Annotated in this window: 17 protein-coding genes; 14 read left to right on the top strand and 3 right to left on the bottom strand. The window is 43.8% G+C overall.

Going from position 1 to position 15,464, the window contains the following annotated elements:
* Nucleotides 1–18: 18 nt before the first annotated feature.
* The gene (locus DOE51_RS16325; protein ID WP_142697594.1) at nucleotides 19–546 is read right to left on the bottom strand and encodes a YceI family protein; all 528 of its coding nucleotides are present in this window, start codon (nucleotides 544–546) and stop codon (nucleotides 19–21) included.
* Between the two features lie 135 nt (nucleotides 547–681).
* On the opposite strand from DOE51_RS16325, the gene DOE51_RS16320 reads away from it, so the two are divergent.
* The gene (locus DOE51_RS16320) at nucleotides 682–1,578 is read left to right on the top strand and encodes a LysR family transcriptional regulator (protein ID WP_142697593.1); all 897 of its coding nucleotides are present in this window, start codon (nucleotides 682–684) and stop codon (nucleotides 1,576–1,578) included.
* Nucleotides 1,579–1,636: 58 nt separating this feature from the next.
* Here the strand turns inward: DOE51_RS16320 and DOE51_RS16315 are convergent, their stop codons facing one another.
* Nucleotides 1,637–1,933: a hypothetical protein gene (locus tag DOE51_RS16315; RefSeq protein ID WP_142697592.1), complete on the bottom strand. Its 297-nt coding sequence runs from the start codon at nucleotides 1,931–1,933 to the stop codon at nucleotides 1,637–1,639.
* A 311-nt stretch (nucleotides 1,934–2,244) separates the two neighbouring features.
* Between DOE51_RS16315 and fliL the strand changes: the two genes are divergently transcribed.
* The 12 genes from fliL (at nucleotide 2,245) to DOE51_RS16255 (ending at nucleotide 13,055) form a co-directional block, all read left to right on the top strand.
* The gene (gene fliL, locus DOE51_RS16310) at nucleotides 2,245–2,778 is read left to right on the top strand and encodes a flagellar basal body-associated protein FliL (protein WP_246845141.1); all 534 of its coding nucleotides are present in this window, start codon (nucleotides 2,245–2,247) and stop codon (nucleotides 2,776–2,778) included.
* Nucleotides 2,779–2,787: 9 nt separating this feature from the next.
* A complete protein-coding gene (gene fliM / locus DOE51_RS16305; RefSeq protein WP_142697591.1) occupies nucleotides 2,788–3,795 on the top strand; it encodes a flagellar motor switch protein FliM in 1,008 nt (335 codons plus the stop codon).
* Between the two features lie 15 nt (nucleotides 3,796–3,810).
* The gene (gene fliN / locus DOE51_RS16300; RefSeq protein WP_142697590.1) at nucleotides 3,811–4,188 is read left to right on the top strand and encodes a flagellar motor switch protein FliN; all 378 of its coding nucleotides are present in this window, start codon (nucleotides 3,811–3,813) and stop codon (nucleotides 4,186–4,188) included.
* Between the two features lie 13 nt (nucleotides 4,189–4,201).
* Nucleotides 4,202–4,882, top strand: coding sequence for a flagellar biosynthetic protein FliO (locus DOE51_RS16295; protein ID WP_246845140.1), 681 nt, complete (start codon nucleotides 4,202–4,204; stop codon nucleotides 4,880–4,882).
* 8 nt (nucleotides 4,883–4,890) lie between these two features.
* Nucleotides 4,891–5,652 (top strand): flagellar type III secretion system pore protein FliP, encoded by a 762-nt coding sequence (gene fliP / locus DOE51_RS16290; protein WP_142698333.1) that lies wholly within the window; start codon nucleotides 4,891–4,893, stop codon nucleotides 5,650–5,652.
* Nucleotides 5,653–5,660: 8 nt separating this feature from the next.
* On the top strand, nucleotides 5,661–5,933 hold the full coding sequence (gene fliQ, locus DOE51_RS16285; RefSeq protein ID WP_142697588.1) for a flagellar biosynthesis protein FliQ: 273 nt from the start codon (nucleotides 5,661–5,663) through the stop codon (nucleotides 5,931–5,933).
* Nucleotides 5,934–6,713 carry a flagellar biosynthetic protein FliR gene (gene fliR, locus DOE51_RS16280; RefSeq protein WP_142697587.1) on the top strand — a complete coding sequence of 260 codons (780 nt, stop codon included), beginning with the start codon at nucleotides 5,934–5,936 and terminating at the stop codon, nucleotides 6,711–6,713.
* Nucleotides 6,714–6,748: 35 nt separating this feature from the next.
* Entirely contained in the window at nucleotides 6,749–7,807 is a 1,059-nt protein-coding gene (gene flhB / locus DOE51_RS16275; RefSeq protein WP_142697586.1) for a flagellar biosynthesis protein FlhB, read from the top strand.
* The gene (flhA, locus tag DOE51_RS16270; protein WP_142697585.1) at nucleotides 7,807–9,906 is read left to right on the top strand and encodes a flagellar biosynthesis protein FlhA; all 2,100 of its coding nucleotides are present in this window, start codon (nucleotides 7,807–7,809) and stop codon (nucleotides 9,904–9,906) included. Before flhB ends, flhA begins: the two co-directional genes overlap by 1 nt.
* Complete coding sequence (gene flhF / locus DOE51_RS16265; RefSeq protein ID WP_142697584.1) at nucleotides 9,896–11,365, top strand: flagellar biosynthesis protein FlhF; 1,470 nt, start codon at nucleotides 9,896–9,898, stop codon at nucleotides 11,363–11,365. Before flhA ends, flhF begins: the two co-directional genes overlap by 11 nt.
* On the top strand, nucleotides 11,362–12,192 hold the full coding sequence (locus tag DOE51_RS16260; RefSeq protein ID WP_142697583.1) for a MinD/ParA family protein: 831 nt from the start codon (nucleotides 11,362–11,364) through the stop codon (nucleotides 12,190–12,192). The genes flhF and DOE51_RS16260 overlap by 4 nt, the downstream gene beginning before the upstream one ends.
* A 77-nt stretch (nucleotides 12,193–12,269) precedes the next feature.
* The gene (locus DOE51_RS16255) at nucleotides 12,270–13,055 is read left to right on the top strand and encodes a FliA/WhiG family RNA polymerase sigma factor (RefSeq protein WP_142697582.1); all 786 of its coding nucleotides are present in this window, start codon (nucleotides 12,270–12,272) and stop codon (nucleotides 13,053–13,055) included.
* 50 nt (nucleotides 13,056–13,105) lie between these two features.
* Here DOE51_RS16255 and DOE51_RS16250 read toward each other — a convergent pair whose 3' ends face one another.
* A complete protein-coding gene (locus tag DOE51_RS16250) occupies nucleotides 13,106–14,980 on the bottom strand; it encodes an acetyl-CoA hydrolase/transferase C-terminal domain-containing protein (RefSeq protein ID WP_142697581.1) in 1,875 nt (624 codons plus the stop codon).
* A 137-nt stretch (nucleotides 14,981–15,117) separates the two neighbouring features.
* Here DOE51_RS16250 and DOE51_RS16245 point away from each other — a divergent pair, with 137 nt between their 5' ends.
* Nucleotides 15,118–15,435, top strand: a complete 318-nt coding sequence (locus DOE51_RS16245) for a hypothetical protein (protein ID WP_142697580.1) — start codon at nucleotides 15,118–15,120, stop codon at nucleotides 15,433–15,435.
* Nucleotides 15,436–15,464: the final 29 nt, after the last annotated feature.

The following is a 15,464-nucleotide window of genomic DNA, read 5'->3' as shown; positions in this document are numbered from 1 at the left end:
CAGGTTTTTTACTTTAGACTAAGTTTGTTTTACGAATTGCACATCTAGTTGCACTGTGACGTCGTCACCAACAAGGAAGCCACCGGCTTCAAGTGCTGCATTCCATGTTAAACCAAAGTCTTTGCGTTTGATTTTCGTCGTTGCTGAAGCACCAATTTTCAAATTGCCCCATGGATCTTTCATTTCATCCGTTGGGCCTTCAACCGCTAGGGTCACTGGCAATGTCACACCATGAATTGTCAAATCGCCGATCACTTTCAAGTCGCCAGCTTCGCCTTCAATGCGCGTTGATTTAAATGTGATCGCTGGATATTTTTCCACGTCGAAGAAGTCAGGGCTGCGAAGATGTGTATCACGTTGCGCTTCGCGTGTGTTCACGCTGGCTGCGTCGATTGATACGTCAATTTTTGATTGCAGTGGATTTTTTGCGTCGTATTCAAGTTTGCCCGACATTTTTTCGAAAGCGCCGTGCACTTTGGCAATCATCATGTGTTTGATTGAAAAGCTTGCTGAAGAGTGGGAAGGGTCGATGTTATATGTGCTCATAAAGTTCTCCATTTTATTGTTTTAGTATCTTGTTTAAATCCTCAACCGAAGACATACACAGCTTATCGAGCCTTTTGATAATTTATTAGATAGGAAAAACTGGAATCATTATCCAATGTATTGTATAATAGCATCATGGATTATAACGAAGTAGCGGTATTCATTAAGGTAGTTCAGACGGGAAGCTTCTCTGCAGCGGCAAAGAAACTTGGAATTCCTAACTCAACGGCAAGTTACAAAGTCTCATCTTTGGAAAAACGTTTGGGTGTGACTTTGATTCAACGAACAACTCGTAAGTTGAACATCACTCCGGCGGGGCAGGAATATTTTAAAAAATGCACATTGGCTTTTGAGGCGATTGAAGCGGCCGAAGCAGAAGTCGCAGCCGTGCAGGGGGAGCCACAAGGTCTTTTGCGTGTCACCGCGCCTAAAGAATTCGGTGGAGCTTTAATTGCGGAACTTATCGCTGAATATAAAAAGAAATATCCCAAGGTACGTGTCGAATTTATTCTGACCGAGCGACGCGTGGATCTTCTAAGTGAAAGTGTCGACTTGGCGATTCGTGCCGGAGAGTTGCAAGACTCTTCGTTGATTGCGAAGAAAATCGGTGGCGATTATTTCATCGTGGTCGCTTCACCAAAATATTTAAAAGCGCACGGCACTCCTACTCATCCACGGGAACTTCGTCATCACTCGTGTGTGCAGTTCACTCCGGTCGGTATGGATGAATGGCGCATGACGAATTCAAAGGGTTCCCTGAACGTTCCGGTTTCAGGCTCTGTTCTTGTGAATGATTTGACGACGGTTAAAAACTTGGCGGTCGCGCATGAAGGGATTGCTTACATTCCGTTGCATTTCTGTTCTGATGAATTGAATTCGGGAAAGCTTGTTAGAATTTTGCCAGAGTGGCGTTCAACGACCGCAGCATTGCACTTCGTTTATCCCGCACAAAAGTTTGTTAGCCCTAAATTAAAATCCTTCATGGAAATCGCTTCAGCGAAGTTGAAGAAAGAATTTGGTAACGAAATCTAAAAGAAAAAGAGGAGTGCGGCCCCTCTTTTTCTTTCTTACCCAACGAAGAACTTTGCGACTAGTGAAGGAATTTATCTTTCAACTCGCCGTATTTATGTTCAACGTTTTCGGATAGTTTTGCCATCCAGCCTTTTGCAGTTTCATCACTGATATGAAGTGAATCCATAACACTGTGAACTTTTTTGCTGGCTTCATCTTTCGATAGACCTGTGCGATCGCAAACCAGTTGAATTAAGTCATCTGGGCTTCGCAATGCAGTTTTGATCTCATCTTCAGAGATGTTCATACTAGGAAATTGACTCTGTAACGCGCTTTTGATGTCGCCGAATTTACCTTCAAACATTTGCATGTCCATAGGGAGCCTCCTACTCGATTAAGGTCGAGTTTCGTTGAATCTCTTTACACTCATAGGGCACTCCTCTTGCAGTGTTTCGTCAATATTCTGCGGAGTCCCGTTTCAAAGATCATGGGACTGTTTCTGTGTTTCTGACGCCAAAACTTTGACTAGCGTCATAGAATTTTTGGATGGAAACATTTTCCCCCGGGGAAAAAATTGCCTCATCTCAAATATGTTGGAACGCATCACTAGACCACAGGCTAAGGTCCTGTTGGCATTTGTGTTGCTTATAATTAATCCGAGATCTCTTTCATCATGGAGGATGAATAGTGGCTGAGGAAAAAGCGGCAGCAGCAGAAGCACCAGCACCGAGCGGTGGCTCTGGACAAAAGCCTATACTTCTAATCGCATTGGCAGTTATCAACATGCTTATCGTCGCTGGCGTGGGCTTTATGCTTTACAAAGGCAAACAGAAAGAAGCTGCCGAACCAAAAATCGAACAAGTTATTAAAGGTGAAGCGGAAGCTCAACACAAAGAAGCCACTGAAGAAAAAGAAGTGGTTGGTAAGGTTGTGCCGTTGGAAACTTTCATCGTAAATCTTGCGGGCTCTAAAGGTCGTAAGGTTGCGAAAGTTAACATGGAACTTGAAATCAAGGGTGACCATGCAGCGGAAGAGATCGACAAGCGCAAAGCGCAGATCCGCGACATCATCATCATCATTCTTTCAAGCAAGACTTATGAAGAAGTCTCTTCGCGCGAAGGAAAAGACAATTTGAGAAATGAAATTAAAGACACAATTAACTCTTTCCTTGTGCAAGGGAAGATTTCAAACGTGTTCTTCACAGAGTTTATCTATAACTAAGGCAGGACTATGAATCAGGTTCTTTCGCAAAGTGAAGTAGATGCCCTGTTAGCCGCGGTTTCCGACGGCGATGTGGCCTCTTCCGAAAGTCCCAAAGCAGAAACGCAATCTGCAGGTAGTGCAAAGGCTGACGATCGTAAGATTGTTTCTTACGATTTAACCAGCCAAGACCGTATTATTCGCGGTCGCCTTCCGCAGCTTGAAGTTATCTATGAAAAATTCATGCGTGCATTCCGTGTCTCGTTGTCATCGGCGCTTCGTAAGATCGCATCGATCACATTGACAGGTACAGAATTCTTAAAATTCGGTGAGTTCATCAATACTTTACCGATGCCAACATGTATGAGCGTTCTGCGTTTCGGTAATCTACGGGGTTCCGCTTTATTCGTAATTGAAAGTAAATTGGCGTACGCCCTTGTGGATTCTTTCTTCGGTGGTGCGGACCGTCCGTACACGAAAATTGACGGTAAGGATTTTACTCCGATTGAATTGCAAATCGTGCAAAAAGTCGTGGGTCTTGCGATCAACGATATGGAAGCGGCATGGGCTTCTATCGAAAAAATTGGATGTTCGTTCGTACGTACTGAAGTCAATCCTCAGTTCGTTGGTATCGTTCCTCCGACAGACGTAGTTATTGCGTCTACATTCGACGTTGAATTGGAAAATGCATCGGGCACAATCTCGATCGTTATTCCTTACGCAACGATCGAACCAATTAAGCAAAAACTTTCAACAGGTTTCCAAGTTGAATCTGATCAAACAGATAAAAGACTTTGGACATCTATCATTCAAGAACAGCTTCTTGAAACAGATATGGAAATTAAGGTCAATCTTGGTGAAACCGAGATCAAACTTCGTGACCTTATGACTTTGAAAGTCGGCGACGTTATTCCACTTGATCAAGATGCATCAGGGGAATTCGACGTTGAAATTGAAAATGTAAAAAAATTCAAAGGTTATTACGGAATCCATCACGGGACTGTGGCAGTTCAAGTAACTCGCCCGGTAACAAAGTAAGGGCGGGGGGAATAGATGACAGACGATAAATTAGACGACTTGGCAGATCAGTTAGTCGCAGAAGCTGCAGGTATGGCAGCGGGTGCTCCTGCATCTGGCGGAAAAAAAGCTATTGAAGGTAACGGTCAAAAAGACAGAAACCTGAACCTTATTTTGGATATTCCTTTAAAAGTTACAGTTGAGTTGGGCCGCACAAAAATGCCTGTTTCTGAATTACTCAATTTGACTCAAGGAAGTGTCATAGAGTTGAGCAAGCTTGCGGGTGAGCCCATGGAAGTTTACGTCAACGATAAATTGATCGCTCGCGGTGAAGCCGTAGTTATCAATGAAAAATTCGGTGTTCGTCTAACTGACGTTATTTCACCGGCTGAACGCGTAGAACAATTAAAATAATAAGAGGTTGCGGATGCGTTGGTTGTTGCCTTTACTTTTTGTGATTTCAGTTTCAGCTCAAGCTGCGGAAGAAGCTTCCCCTGCGACTGAAGCAACTGCTGTTGCTTCAGCTTCTGCTCATGCTGAAGCGACGACTCCGGTTACGGCAGATGCCGAAAAACCAAAGGTCGATAATCGCAAAGAATCAGAAATTCCATTGAACCTTGATGGAAACAAAAAGGCATCGGCTGAAGGCGGCGGTATGTTCCGCATCCTTTTCACGCTTTCGATGTTAGGTGTTGTAGGTACGGGTGCTTATATCTTCTTGAAAAAGTATTCAGTGCCAAAATCTAAAAAACACCAAACGCAAATCAAAATTTTGCAACAGCATTTCTTGGGTCCTAAGAAAAGTTTGGCGATCGTTCGTGTTGCTGGCGAGTCTATCTTGGTTGGTATCACGGATCACAATATCTCTATGATCAAATCATTGTCTTTGCTTGACGATGAAGTTCCAGAAGAAGCGCCAAAAAGTTTCGGTAACGTGCTAGGCGGTTTTAAGGCGAGCACAGCAGATTTCTCTGAAACTGAAGATGAAGCTGTGACTGAAACTAAAGCAAAAAGAAAATCGAACGAGCTTGATAGCGATGAAGAATTCGCGATCAGCGGTATTAAAGACATCGTATCTAAACGTCTTAAGGGAATGAGGTCATTCTAGTGGGCGCGTTGAAGAAGCCAACATGGGCTCTGCTTTTGAGCCTGATCGTTCTGCCACTAGTTTTGTTAGCCAGTTCAAGTGCCTTCGCGCAAGTGACTTTGCCGACTGTGAACTTGGGTTTCAAAACGACTGACAATCCAAATGAAGTTGTGAATGCAGTGAAATTGATTTTGATCATGACGGTGCTAACGTTAGCTCCGGCAATCTTGATCATGATGACTGGTTTCACACGTATCATCATCGTGCTGTCTTTCCTAAGACAAGCGATGGGTGTGCAACAAATGCCACCGAATCAATTGCTTGTAGGTCTGTCTTTGTTCCTTACGTTCTTTGTGATGCAACCGGCATTCAACGAAATGAACAAAAACGGCATTCAGCCCTATATCGCTGGGAAAATTTCTCAGGAAGTGGCGATTGAAAATACGTTGGGTCCTTTGCGTAAATTCATGTTCGGTCAAACTCGTGATTCTGATTTAGCGTTGTTTATTAAGCTTTCAAAAATTGATAAACCAAAAACTCGTGCGGAAGTTCCAACGATGGTTTTGGTTCCAGCCTTTGTGGTGTCGGAATTAAAAACGGCTTTCCAGATCGGCTTCATCATCTTCCTTCCGTTCCTTGTGATCGACATCGTGGCATCAAGTGTGTTGATGGCGATGGGTATGATGATGCTTCCTCCAGTTGTGATTTCGTTGCCCTTCAAGATTATGCTTTTCGTCCTAGTCGACGGATGGGGTTTGCTCATCGGTTCGATGGTGAAAAGTTTCGGGTGAGGTGAAAGATGACAGAAGAATTAGTAATTAAATTAGGTCAAGACGCACTAAGAACAACGGCATTGCTAGCGGCACCGCTGTTGATCAGTACATTGGTTGTCGGTTTGGCTGTGAGTATTTTCCAAGCGTTGACTCAAATCAATGAGGCGACTTTGACGTTCATTCCAAAAATGATCGTGGTGGCTGTCGTGTTTGTCCTGGCAGGCCCATGGATGATGGATGTGATGTCTACGTACACTGTCAATTTGTTCGATAATATCGCAGTGATGGTAAGGGAATAGATGATTAACTGGAGTGCGATGACCGAAGCACAAATTCTGCTTTTTGCGCTGATTCTTCTGCGCATGATTGCGTTTATTGTGTCATCTGCATTCTTTGGCTCTAATTCAATCAGCGTTCCGGTAAAACTTTTACTCTCGATCGTATTAAGCATGTTGGTGTTCCCGGTGGTCCGAATTGGCAACGTGAACTACCTTACAATCTCTAATGAAATCATTGGCTTAACCATTCGTGAAGTGATCATCGGTTTATCGCTGGGTTTTTTAACCAGACTGTTTTTCTTCGTTGTCTCAATGGTAGGGGATTTGATCTCTATGAGCGTTGGTTTGGGTGCAGGCCAGATGTACAACCCAATGCTTGGTTCACAAGGTAACGCATTAGAAAGTTTCTATTCGACTGTTGGTACTTTGGTTTTTCTTTCTATCAACGGTCATCACATGCTGATTAATGCGATCGTATCGAGTTATCAGTTAGTTCCAGTCAGTTCATTGTCGTTAAACGTAGGTCCTTTTGCAGAGATGGCGATGTTTGGACAAATGGCAATGATCCTGACGATCAAAATGTGCGCGCCAGTTTTGGTGACGGTCTTTTTGATCAATTTGGCTTTCGGCATCTTGGGAAGAGCAGTTCCCCAGATCAACGTCCTGGTAACAAGTATGCCAGTGACCATTATGCTAGGGATGACAGTGGTCTTCATCTGTCTTCCTTTGTTAACAAGCGAGATGAACGGAATTGTTGAAGTCACGGCTGGAAAACTCTTCGACGTGATGAAACACTTATAAAGTACTACTAACACGAGTTCTAGGAAGGAACGGAAGTGTCAGAAGAAAACGAAAAGACAGAAGAAGCAACGGACGCCAGACGGGAAGAATTCCGTAAGCAAGGTAACGTTGCTCATTCAAAGGAGCTTGCGTCTGCAGTAATTCTACTTGCAGCGGCTGGCTCCGTTTATGTTTTGGGTCGTTTCTTTTTCAAAAACTTCTACGAACTTTTCCAATACTCTTTCGGTCCAAATCTTGTGCACCTTGTGCGTGAAGGCAAATTCACTGAAGCATTCCGCATGAACGGTGAAAAAGCGTTTATCTTGATCATGCCCGTTGTTGGTATCGCAGGTATTTTGGGTGCCGCTTCGTCGATTGTGCAAATCGGTTTCTTGCAAGTTGAAGATGCATTGTCTCCAAACTTTGAAAAAATGAATCCAGTTGAAGGTATGAAACGTATCTTCAGCATGCGTTCGTTGGTTGAAGGATTGAAGTCATTGCTAAAAATGGCAGCGATCGGTTTGGTTCTTTACATGTTGCTTCGCGGGGAAGTTCATCAAATTCCATACATGATGACTTACTCTGTAGAGCAGATCATTACGTATCTTGGTGCGGTTGTCGTAAAACTTCTTGGTGGCGTGGGCGGTGTGATGCTGGTCCTTGCTGGTGCTGATTATTTCTATCAGCGCTGGGATCTTGAGAAGAAAATGATGATGACGAAACAAGAAATCAAAGAAGAACACAAGCAGCGCGAGGGTGATCCTATGATCAAATCGCGCATTCGTCGTATCCAACGTGAAATGGCTAGTAAACGTATGATGTCTGAAGTTCCAAAAGCTGACGTCATCATCACGAATCCAACGCATATCGCAGTTTGCTTAAAATATTCTGATAATCTTCCGGCTCCGCAGTTGATCGCCATGGGCGCTGACAGTGTAGCGGAAAATATCAAACAAATCGCAAGAGAGCACAACATCCCAATCGTAGAAAACAAGCCTCTTGCACGTACTATTTTTAAAACAATGAAAATTGGCCAAGTTATTCCGCGTGAGTTGTTCGTGGCTGTTGCGGAAGTACTTTCTTATGTTTACCGCCTGCGTAGGAAGAAAAGATAATGGAAGAAGTTTTTCAGTTCTTAAAACGATTTGAGAAATACACTAAGAACACTGACTTGCTAATTGCATTCGGTGTCTTAGCTATTTTAGCGGTAATGATCATCCCGCTGCCGCCATTGCTTTTGGACTTGGGTCTGACATTCTCTCTAGCGATTTCAATCTTGATCTTGCTAGTTAGTATCTATACGCAAAAAGCTTTAGATTTCACTTCATTCCCTTCGCTTCTTTTGATGACGACGTTGTTCCGTCTGTCACTGAACGTAGCGACGACTCGTTTGATCCTGACTCACGGTCATGAGGGTGAAGCTGCTGCCGGTCACGTTATCGCATCATTCGCGAATTTCGTTGTCGGCGGTAACTACGTCATCGGTTTCATCATGTTCTTGATCCTTATCGTGATCAACTTCATGGTAATCACAAAAGGTTCGGGCCGTGTGGCTGAAGTCGCTGCTCGTTTCACTTTGGATGCGATGCCAGGTAAGCAAATGTCGATTGATGCTGAGTTGAACTCAGGTCACATCACAGAAGCTGAAGCTCGTAAACGTCGTCGTGCGATTGAACAAGAAGCTGACTTTTACGGTGCGATGGACGGTGCCTCGAAGTTCGTACGTGGTGATGCTATCGCGGGTATCATCATCACTCTTGTGAACGTTATCGGTGGTTTGGGTATCGGTATCATTCAAAAAGGGATGGATGCGGGACAAGCTGCAAAAGTCTTTACGATGTTGACGATCGGTGATGGTTTGCTTGCGCAGATCCCAGCTTTGATCATCTCTACTGCTGCCGGTATCATCGTCACTCGTACTTCGAATTCTGATAAAGACATGGGTGGTGAGGTCACAAGTCAATTGTTGTTGAATCCTCGTGCCGTCATGATCTCTGGTGCGGTTTTGATCTTGATGGGCTTGGTTCCAGGTCTTCCGACAGTTCCATTCTTGATGATGGGTGGTTTGCTGGTTGGTATGTCATGGGTTATCAAACGCTACAAACAAGAAACTGCGGATGCTGAAAAAAGAAAAACAGAAGCCGCTGCAAACGTTCCGAAAAAAGAAAACATCGAAACCATGCTTCCAGTCGATATGTTGGAGCTTGAAGTTGGTTACGGGTTGATCAGTATCGTTGAATCGGATCAAAGTGGTGACTTGCTTGAGCGTATCGTCAGTATCCGTAAGCAATTTGCTTTGGATTTGGGTATCGTGGTTCCAAGTATTCATATCCGCGACAACTTGCAGTTGGCTCCGGGGGAATACCGTATGCTTATCAAAGGCAATAAAGTGGGTGGCGGTATGCTTCGCCCTGATTCATTGCTTGCGATGGATCCAGGTAACGTTTCTGATTCTATCGAAGGAACGCCGACCAAAGAACCTGCATTCGGTTTGGATGCGATGTGGATTTCTCCAAATCGCAGAGAAGACGCCGAATTCGCCGGTTACACAGTTGTCGATCTTCCAACAGTTATGGCGACACATATTACAGAACTTATCCGCACGCATGCGCATGAGTTGTTGGGGCGTCAAGAGGCTTCAAGCCTTATCGAAAACTTCAAGAAGTCACATCCAAAAGTGGTGGAAGAGCTTATCCCAGATCTTCTTCCATTGGGTTCGGTTGTGCGTGTTATGCAAAGCTTGCTTAAAGAACAAGTTTCAGTTCGTAACTTGTTAACGATCTTTGAATCGTTGGCAGACGAAGCGCCACGTACAAAAGATATCGAGGTTCTGACGGAAGCTGTTCGTCGTGCCCTTGCTCGTGGTATCACGGCTAAGTACACAACGGATCAAGGCAATATCCCTGTGATGACTTTGCATCCAGTGATTGAAGAGTTGATCGCGAACTCTTTGTTACAAACAGAACAAGGCGTGCAATTAGTGATGGATCCAAACACTGCGCATCGTTTGATCAACGAAATCGCGCGTGCCGTGGAAAATCATCCAGAGATTGCAAGTCAGCCGATCTTGCTGACAAGCCCGACTTCGCGCCGTCATTTATATAAATTAACTTCAAGATTTATTCCGCAACTTGTTGTCCTTTCACACAATGAATTGACTTCAGATGCGGACGTTCAATCAGTTGCCCTTGTGGAGATGAGCCATGCAGGTTAAGAAATTTGAAGCACGTACAATGAAAGAAGCATTGGAAATGGTTAAGACTCAATTGGGTCCTGACGCCATTATTCTTTCGGCTCGCGACAATAACAAGAGCTTCGGCCTTGTTGGTGAAGGCAGTGTTGAAATCACAGCAGCAGTTTCGGAAGAAACTTTGCAGAAAAAGAAATTTGCGGAATCACGTTTGCGTGAACAAGATCTGCAAAGATTTCAGAAAACGTCTGCACGTCAACAAAAAGAGTTGATCGCTAAGATGGTTGATAAGCATACGCAAAAGAATCAACCGCCGCCGCAAATCACACAACGTCGTTATATCGACATTGAAGAAGATGAAAATTCTTATGCTCGCCAACAACAAGTTTCCGAACAGCGTGTAAGAGCATCAGCGCAACGGGCGTTGCATGCTTTCCAAGAGCAAGAAGAGATTTTCACAGGTCAACGTAAAGCTCCGCAAGCGGCACCAGTTAAACCTGCGACCCCAGCGGCAAGACCGGTGCAAGCGGTTCAGCCAGCAGCTCCATCTGCGGCAGAATCAGAAGCTATCCGCGCTTTGCAAAACGAGATCGCGACGTTGAAACAAGTTATTACTCAGTTCCAACAGATGCCACAAAACTTCGTGGGCACACATCCAGGCGCTGACTTCGGTATTTCTTATGACTTGAGCAACGTGTTTGCAAAATTGACTGGCGCAGGTGTTGCTCCTGAAATTACGGCAGAGATTTTGACTCAAGCACAAGAAACTTTGCCGGCATTGAAATTAAAAAACAAAGCTCTTGTTGAAGCATGGGTTGCTCGTCATGTTTTGGATGCGACTCGTACAGTGAGTAATCCAACAGCAGGCAAGATTCATTGTTTTGTTGGTCCTGCAGGATCAGGCAAAACATCAACAATGATCAAAATGGCCAGTAACATGGTTGTGCGCGAAGGTAAGAAAGTTGCCTTGTTCACAACGGACACTTATAAAGTGGGCGCTGCAGATCAAATGAAAATCTATGCGCAAATCTTGAATGTACCGTTTTCAGTGATTCGTACTCAGAATGACTGGCACAATTTGATGCGCTACTTGGCGAATGTGGACTGCGTTCTTGTCGACTTCACAGGTTTAAGCCTTAAAAACAATGACGAGATTCAAATGATGCGCAGTCTTTTGCCGCCACAAGGTTTGAATCCAAATATCCATTTGTGTCTTTCAGCGAATACAAAAGACGCTGACGCTACAGAATTGGGTCGTCGCTATTCAATGTTGAATTATAAAGACGTTATCTTCTCTGGTTTGGATGAGTCATCACAGCATGGCACGATCTATAACTTCATGAAGCGCTTTGATATTCCATTGCATTCATTTGGTATCGGTTCGCGAGTTCCTGAAGACTTTGAATTTGCGACAAAAGAACGTTTGTTGGATTTGATTTTTAAAATTACACAATTAAGACAACAGGATTCTGAAGCAGTATGAAAAGAATGAATTCTTTTGATATGTACCGCACAAGAACTATCAGCGTGACATCCGGCAAGGGTGGCGTTGGTAAAACGACTTTGGTTGCTAACTTGGCGCTAAGCCTTGCACAAAAAGGCAAAAAAGTTTTGATCTTGGATGGCGATTTGGGGATGGCCAACGTCGATATTCTTTTCGGTGTAAGAACGACGGGCAATATTCATGACATTATTGCCGGCCGTAAAGAGATGAAAGAAATCCTTGTCGAAGTGTCTAAAGACGTCCATCTGATTCCGGGTGGCAGTGGTGTGGTTGATTTCAATCACATGAATCACTTCGAAAGAAGAGCGATGGTGGAAGCCGTTAGCTCATTGCCTTTGGGTTATGATTACTTGTTAATCGATACCGCTCCAGGCATCGCGGAAAATGTTTTGTTCCTTAACTCTGCAGCGCAAACGGTGTCGGTGGTGATTACTCCGGACCCTGCGAGTTTTGCAGATGCTTATGCTTTGATCAAAGTTTTGAACAAGCAATACAAAGTGAATCGCTTCTCGATCATCTGCAATCAAGTGCGTGATGAAGAAGAAGGCCTTAGTTTGTATCAACGCTTTAACGATGTCGTGAACAAGTTCCTATACATTGGTCTTGATTACTGGGGTTCAGTTCCTAATGACGTCGTTTTGAAAAAAGCAACACAAATGCAGCGTCTTATTGTGAGACACGATATCGGTGCCGAATCTGCAAAAGCCATTCGTCAAATTTCTAATCACATCGAGAAATCCTCGAAGCTGATTGAGGCTGGCGGCGGTATGCAAATGTTTTGGGATCAAGTCGTCGGCTCTGCGTAGTTGGCACGAATAAACCAGAGAATTGGACTTTCAGCACAGACACCTGTTTGTTAACATTGTGGTTACGAGGGAAAAATATGGGGAAAAATGCGGCATTGTTGAAGAAGTACAAAGATGAGCCTAAGCAGCTCGCGCCCACAAAAAAAGACGATCTAATTAAAGAATACGCTCCTCTTATTAAGTTCATCGCACAAAAGATTGCCGTGCGTCTTCCTTCGAATATTGAACTTGATGACTTGATCTCTGCTGGTGTTATCGGCTTGATGGATGCTATCGAGAAGTACGATTCCACTCGCGACAATAAGTTTAAAACTTACGCTGAATTCCGTATTCGTGGTGCCATTCTTGACGAACTTCGTGCACAAGACTGGGTTCCACGTTCAATTCGTGACAAGGCAAAATTGCTTGATAAAACAATGGTGCAATTGGAAGCAGATCTAGGCCGTACGCCAACTGATGAAGAAGTGGCGAAAGCTTTGAATGTTTCTATCGACGAGTTCCACGATCTTGTGAATCAAGTTCGTCCGGTCAGCTTGTTGCCAATCGACCAAGCGACAACATTCAGTAACACTGACAAGAAATCCATCATGGATATCTTGGAAGGTTCAAGAACGAACAGCCCTTTCAATCAATTAAACGTTAAGAACATCAAAGAAGTTGTTGCGCAAGCCATCGAAGAACTTCCTGAAAGACAACGTTTGGTTCTTTCTTTGTATTATTACGAAGATTTGAACTTGAAAGAGATCGGTCAGGTTCTTCGTGTCACTGAATCACGTGTTTCTCAACTTCACGCGCAGGCAGTTGCAAGACTTCGCGCCAAACTAGCAGCGACAATTGGTGCTGGTGAATTAGAGATCGCGTAATTAACAAATAAATCTAAAAAGAAAAAGGGAGCTGATGAAGCTCCCTTTTTTTATTTCTTTTTCGCTGCGGTTAAAGCGCCTTTCAGTAGTTTTTGAAAAACGTGCTCTTGAAGGCCGCTGGGATGATCTAACTTCATCCGCACCATTTCCTTATTCCAGTCCTCTTTCGATGAACCAAAGCCTTTTAGCAGTGTTTTAAACAGGCGCGAAGGACTGCTGTTCTGAAGATAGAACAAACCTTCCTGTAAGTTTTCTTCTTCGAGAGTAAAGTCACTACCAAAGGGGAAGCGTGGCAAAGCTTTCTGCGCACCTAAAGTCTTGGCGAATTCTTTTAAACGAGCTGGTGTGTTGTTGCGCACTTCGGGTGGCAGTTGATAATTCTTGTCAATCTTGCCGTAATGTTTTGCTTCATCCAAAAGTTCGTCTTGATATTCAGAATCAGTGATCGCCAAAATTCGTTTGATGCAATTCGCGTCACTTTGACCCTTTAAGGCTGCAATACCATATTCGGTCACAACAACGTCGCGCAAATGGCGAGGAATTGTGATTTGTTCATTATTCCATACGATGTTGGACGTACGTTTTTCTTTTTTCGTGCGTGCACTTTTAAGCATTAACACCGAATGTGAATCAGGCAGTTCATGTGACATCGCTACAAAGTTATATTGTCCACCCACGCCACTGACGACCTGACCATTGTTCAAAGTTTCAGAGGCAGCACCACCCAGTAAGTTCATCGTCATGCACGTATTAAAGAAACGCGCATTCTTTCGTTGGCGACGTAAAGCCAATTCATGCGGATCGTAAAGATCATTTACCTTTGAAACCCGAGTCATCGAAAGACCAGCAAAGTCTTCGCCTTCCAATTCGCGCAGCCACTTATAAAATTCCGCAGATCCCAAAAAGAAAGCGCCATGCAAATAGCGCGAGGCATTTTCTTCATGATCTTTAATCATGCGCTTTAATACGCCACCTTTGCGTAAGTGCATGAAGCCATCCATCAACATTTCGCTTGTGCCGTAAAGACCAACTTTGAAGGGTTCGTCGTAAAGGTCAATGGATTCAGGCTTAAAGAAAAGTTCTTCATAGCGACGAACAGCTTCTTTATAAACCTGATTGTTGTGCTGACGCAGCAATGTTGAATGAACCAGGCCATCCGATAAGGAACCGATTCCAATTTGCAAAGTACCATCATCTTTAAGCAAACGGCTGGCGTGAAAACCAATCATATGATCCACCAAACCAACGGGAAGTTTCGGCGGAGCAAACAAGCGTTGTTGGATTTCGGAAGATTCCAGAATTCCACCAAAAAACTCAGGATCAACTTCGGCATCGCCCTCAAGATAGGGAAGATCCGGATGAACCACGCCGATGACTAGTAAAGGTTTGTCGTGTTTTTTAAATAAATCTGCGACATCCAAAGTAAGATCGGGATTGCAGCTTAAGCTGTATTTCTTACCATCAGAACTTTTCGCAACTAACTGCACGATGACGTTAATGCCCATTTCAAGAATAGTTTGTGCGACATGGGTATAATTTAAGCTGATGTAGTCGGGCTGTGCGATCTCGTTGTGTAATTGAGTGCCCGCTTGGAAGTAAAATTCATGCACACGAATATTTTTGGGTAATTTGTGCGCGCTTAAATCTTTTACGTATTCAAGGCGGGGATAATTGGCGCCAAAATGATTTTCATAAAAGACATCGACGAATCTTTTTTCTAAATCTGATTTCGGATCAGGAATATCAAGCGACAAAGCGGTGAAGATAGTCAGTTGTGACGAAGCATCTTTCTTCACGCGATTGTAAATGGCATTGATCAGCTGATTGGGTTTTCCAAGTCCCAATACTGTCGCCATTACGATGCGTTTACCAATTTGTGCGAAGACAAAGTCTTCTGCCTCTTTCAAAGTCGAAAACATTCTCATCTCGTAACCTCTGGTAAGATTTTAGGCTGGGTTTGATAAAATGGTAGATTTTTATTCTGCAAGCTTCTTACGCATGGTCGTGACGGTCTACAAAAACGAGTGGAAGCATTTCCTTTGCGCCCTTTATGATCAGATACATGAAAAAGCTAATCCAATTAATCACAGTGGCAATGGGCGTATTTATGGTTCTAAAAGGCACAGCAGGAGCAGCAGACGGCTCTTATGCGATGTTCTTCAAAGAAGTCGGTGTTGAGCACCTTGGAGCCGAAGTCATCATTCACGATGCAAAACCATACGGTCAAGATGACTCTAAAGAGATCAAACTGATGTGGATGAATAGCATTAAGTCAAAAGACGAGGAACTAAAAATCGTCGGCAAAGTTGCGATGGATGATGTCACTGGACAGTTTCAAAAAGACGTTCGTGCGGAAGCCTTTATGGCACTCTCTTTCTAGGTGCATCTCGTGTTAGAATAAAGACTGCG

This window comes from Bdellovibrio sp. NC01 (assembly GCF_006874625.1).
Taxonomy (GTDB): Bacteria; Bdellovibrionota; Bdellovibrionia; order Bdellovibrionales; family Bdellovibrionaceae; genus Bdellovibrio.
This window is presented reverse-complemented; position numbering and strand designations above follow the sequence as displayed.

Coding starts and splice junctions, on each gene's coding strand:
- DOE51_RS16325 (WP_142697594.1), bottom strand. CDS start 546: ATGAGCACATATAACATCGACCCTTCCCACTCTTCAGCAAGCTTTTCA.
- DOE51_RS16320 (WP_142697593.1), top strand. CDS start 682: ATGGATTATAACGAAGTAGCGGTATTCATTAAGGTAGTTCAGACGGGA.
- DOE51_RS16315 (WP_142697592.1), bottom strand. CDS start 1,933: ATGGACATGCAAATGTTTGAAGGTAAATTCGGCGACATCAAAAGCGCG.
- fliM (WP_142697591.1), top strand. CDS start 2,788: ATGAATCAGGTTCTTTCGCAAAGTGAAGTAGATGCCCTGTTAGCCGCG.
- fliN (WP_142697590.1), top strand. CDS start 3,811: ATGACAGACGATAAATTAGACGACTTGGCAGATCAGTTAGTCGCAGAA.
- DOE51_RS16295 (WP_246845140.1), top strand. CDS start 4,202: ATGCGTTGGTTGTTGCCTTTACTTTTTGTGATTTCAGTTTCAGCTCAA.
- fliQ (WP_142697588.1), top strand. CDS start 5,661: ATGACAGAAGAATTAGTAATTAAATTAGGTCAAGACGCACTAAGAACA.
- fliR (WP_142697587.1), top strand. CDS start 5,934: ATGATTAACTGGAGTGCGATGACCGAAGCACAAATTCTGCTTTTTGCG.
- flhA (WP_142697585.1), top strand. CDS start 7,807: ATGGAAGAAGTTTTTCAGTTCTTAAAACGATTTGAGAAATACACTAAG.
- flhF (WP_142697584.1), top strand. CDS start 9,896: ATGCAGGTTAAGAAATTTGAAGCACGTACAATGAAAGAAGCATTGGAA.
- DOE51_RS16260 (WP_142697583.1), top strand. CDS start 11,362: ATGAAAAGAATGAATTCTTTTGATATGTACCGCACAAGAACTATCAGC.
- DOE51_RS16255 (WP_142697582.1), top strand. CDS start 12,270: ATGGGGAAAAATGCGGCATTGTTGAAGAAGTACAAAGATGAGCCTAAG.
- DOE51_RS16250 (WP_142697581.1), bottom strand. CDS start 14,980: ATGAGAATGTTTTCGACTTTGAAAGAGGCAGAAGACTTTGTCTTCGCA.
- DOE51_RS16245 (WP_142697580.1), top strand. CDS start 15,118: ATGAAAAAGCTAATCCAATTAATCACAGTGGCAATGGGCGTATTTATG.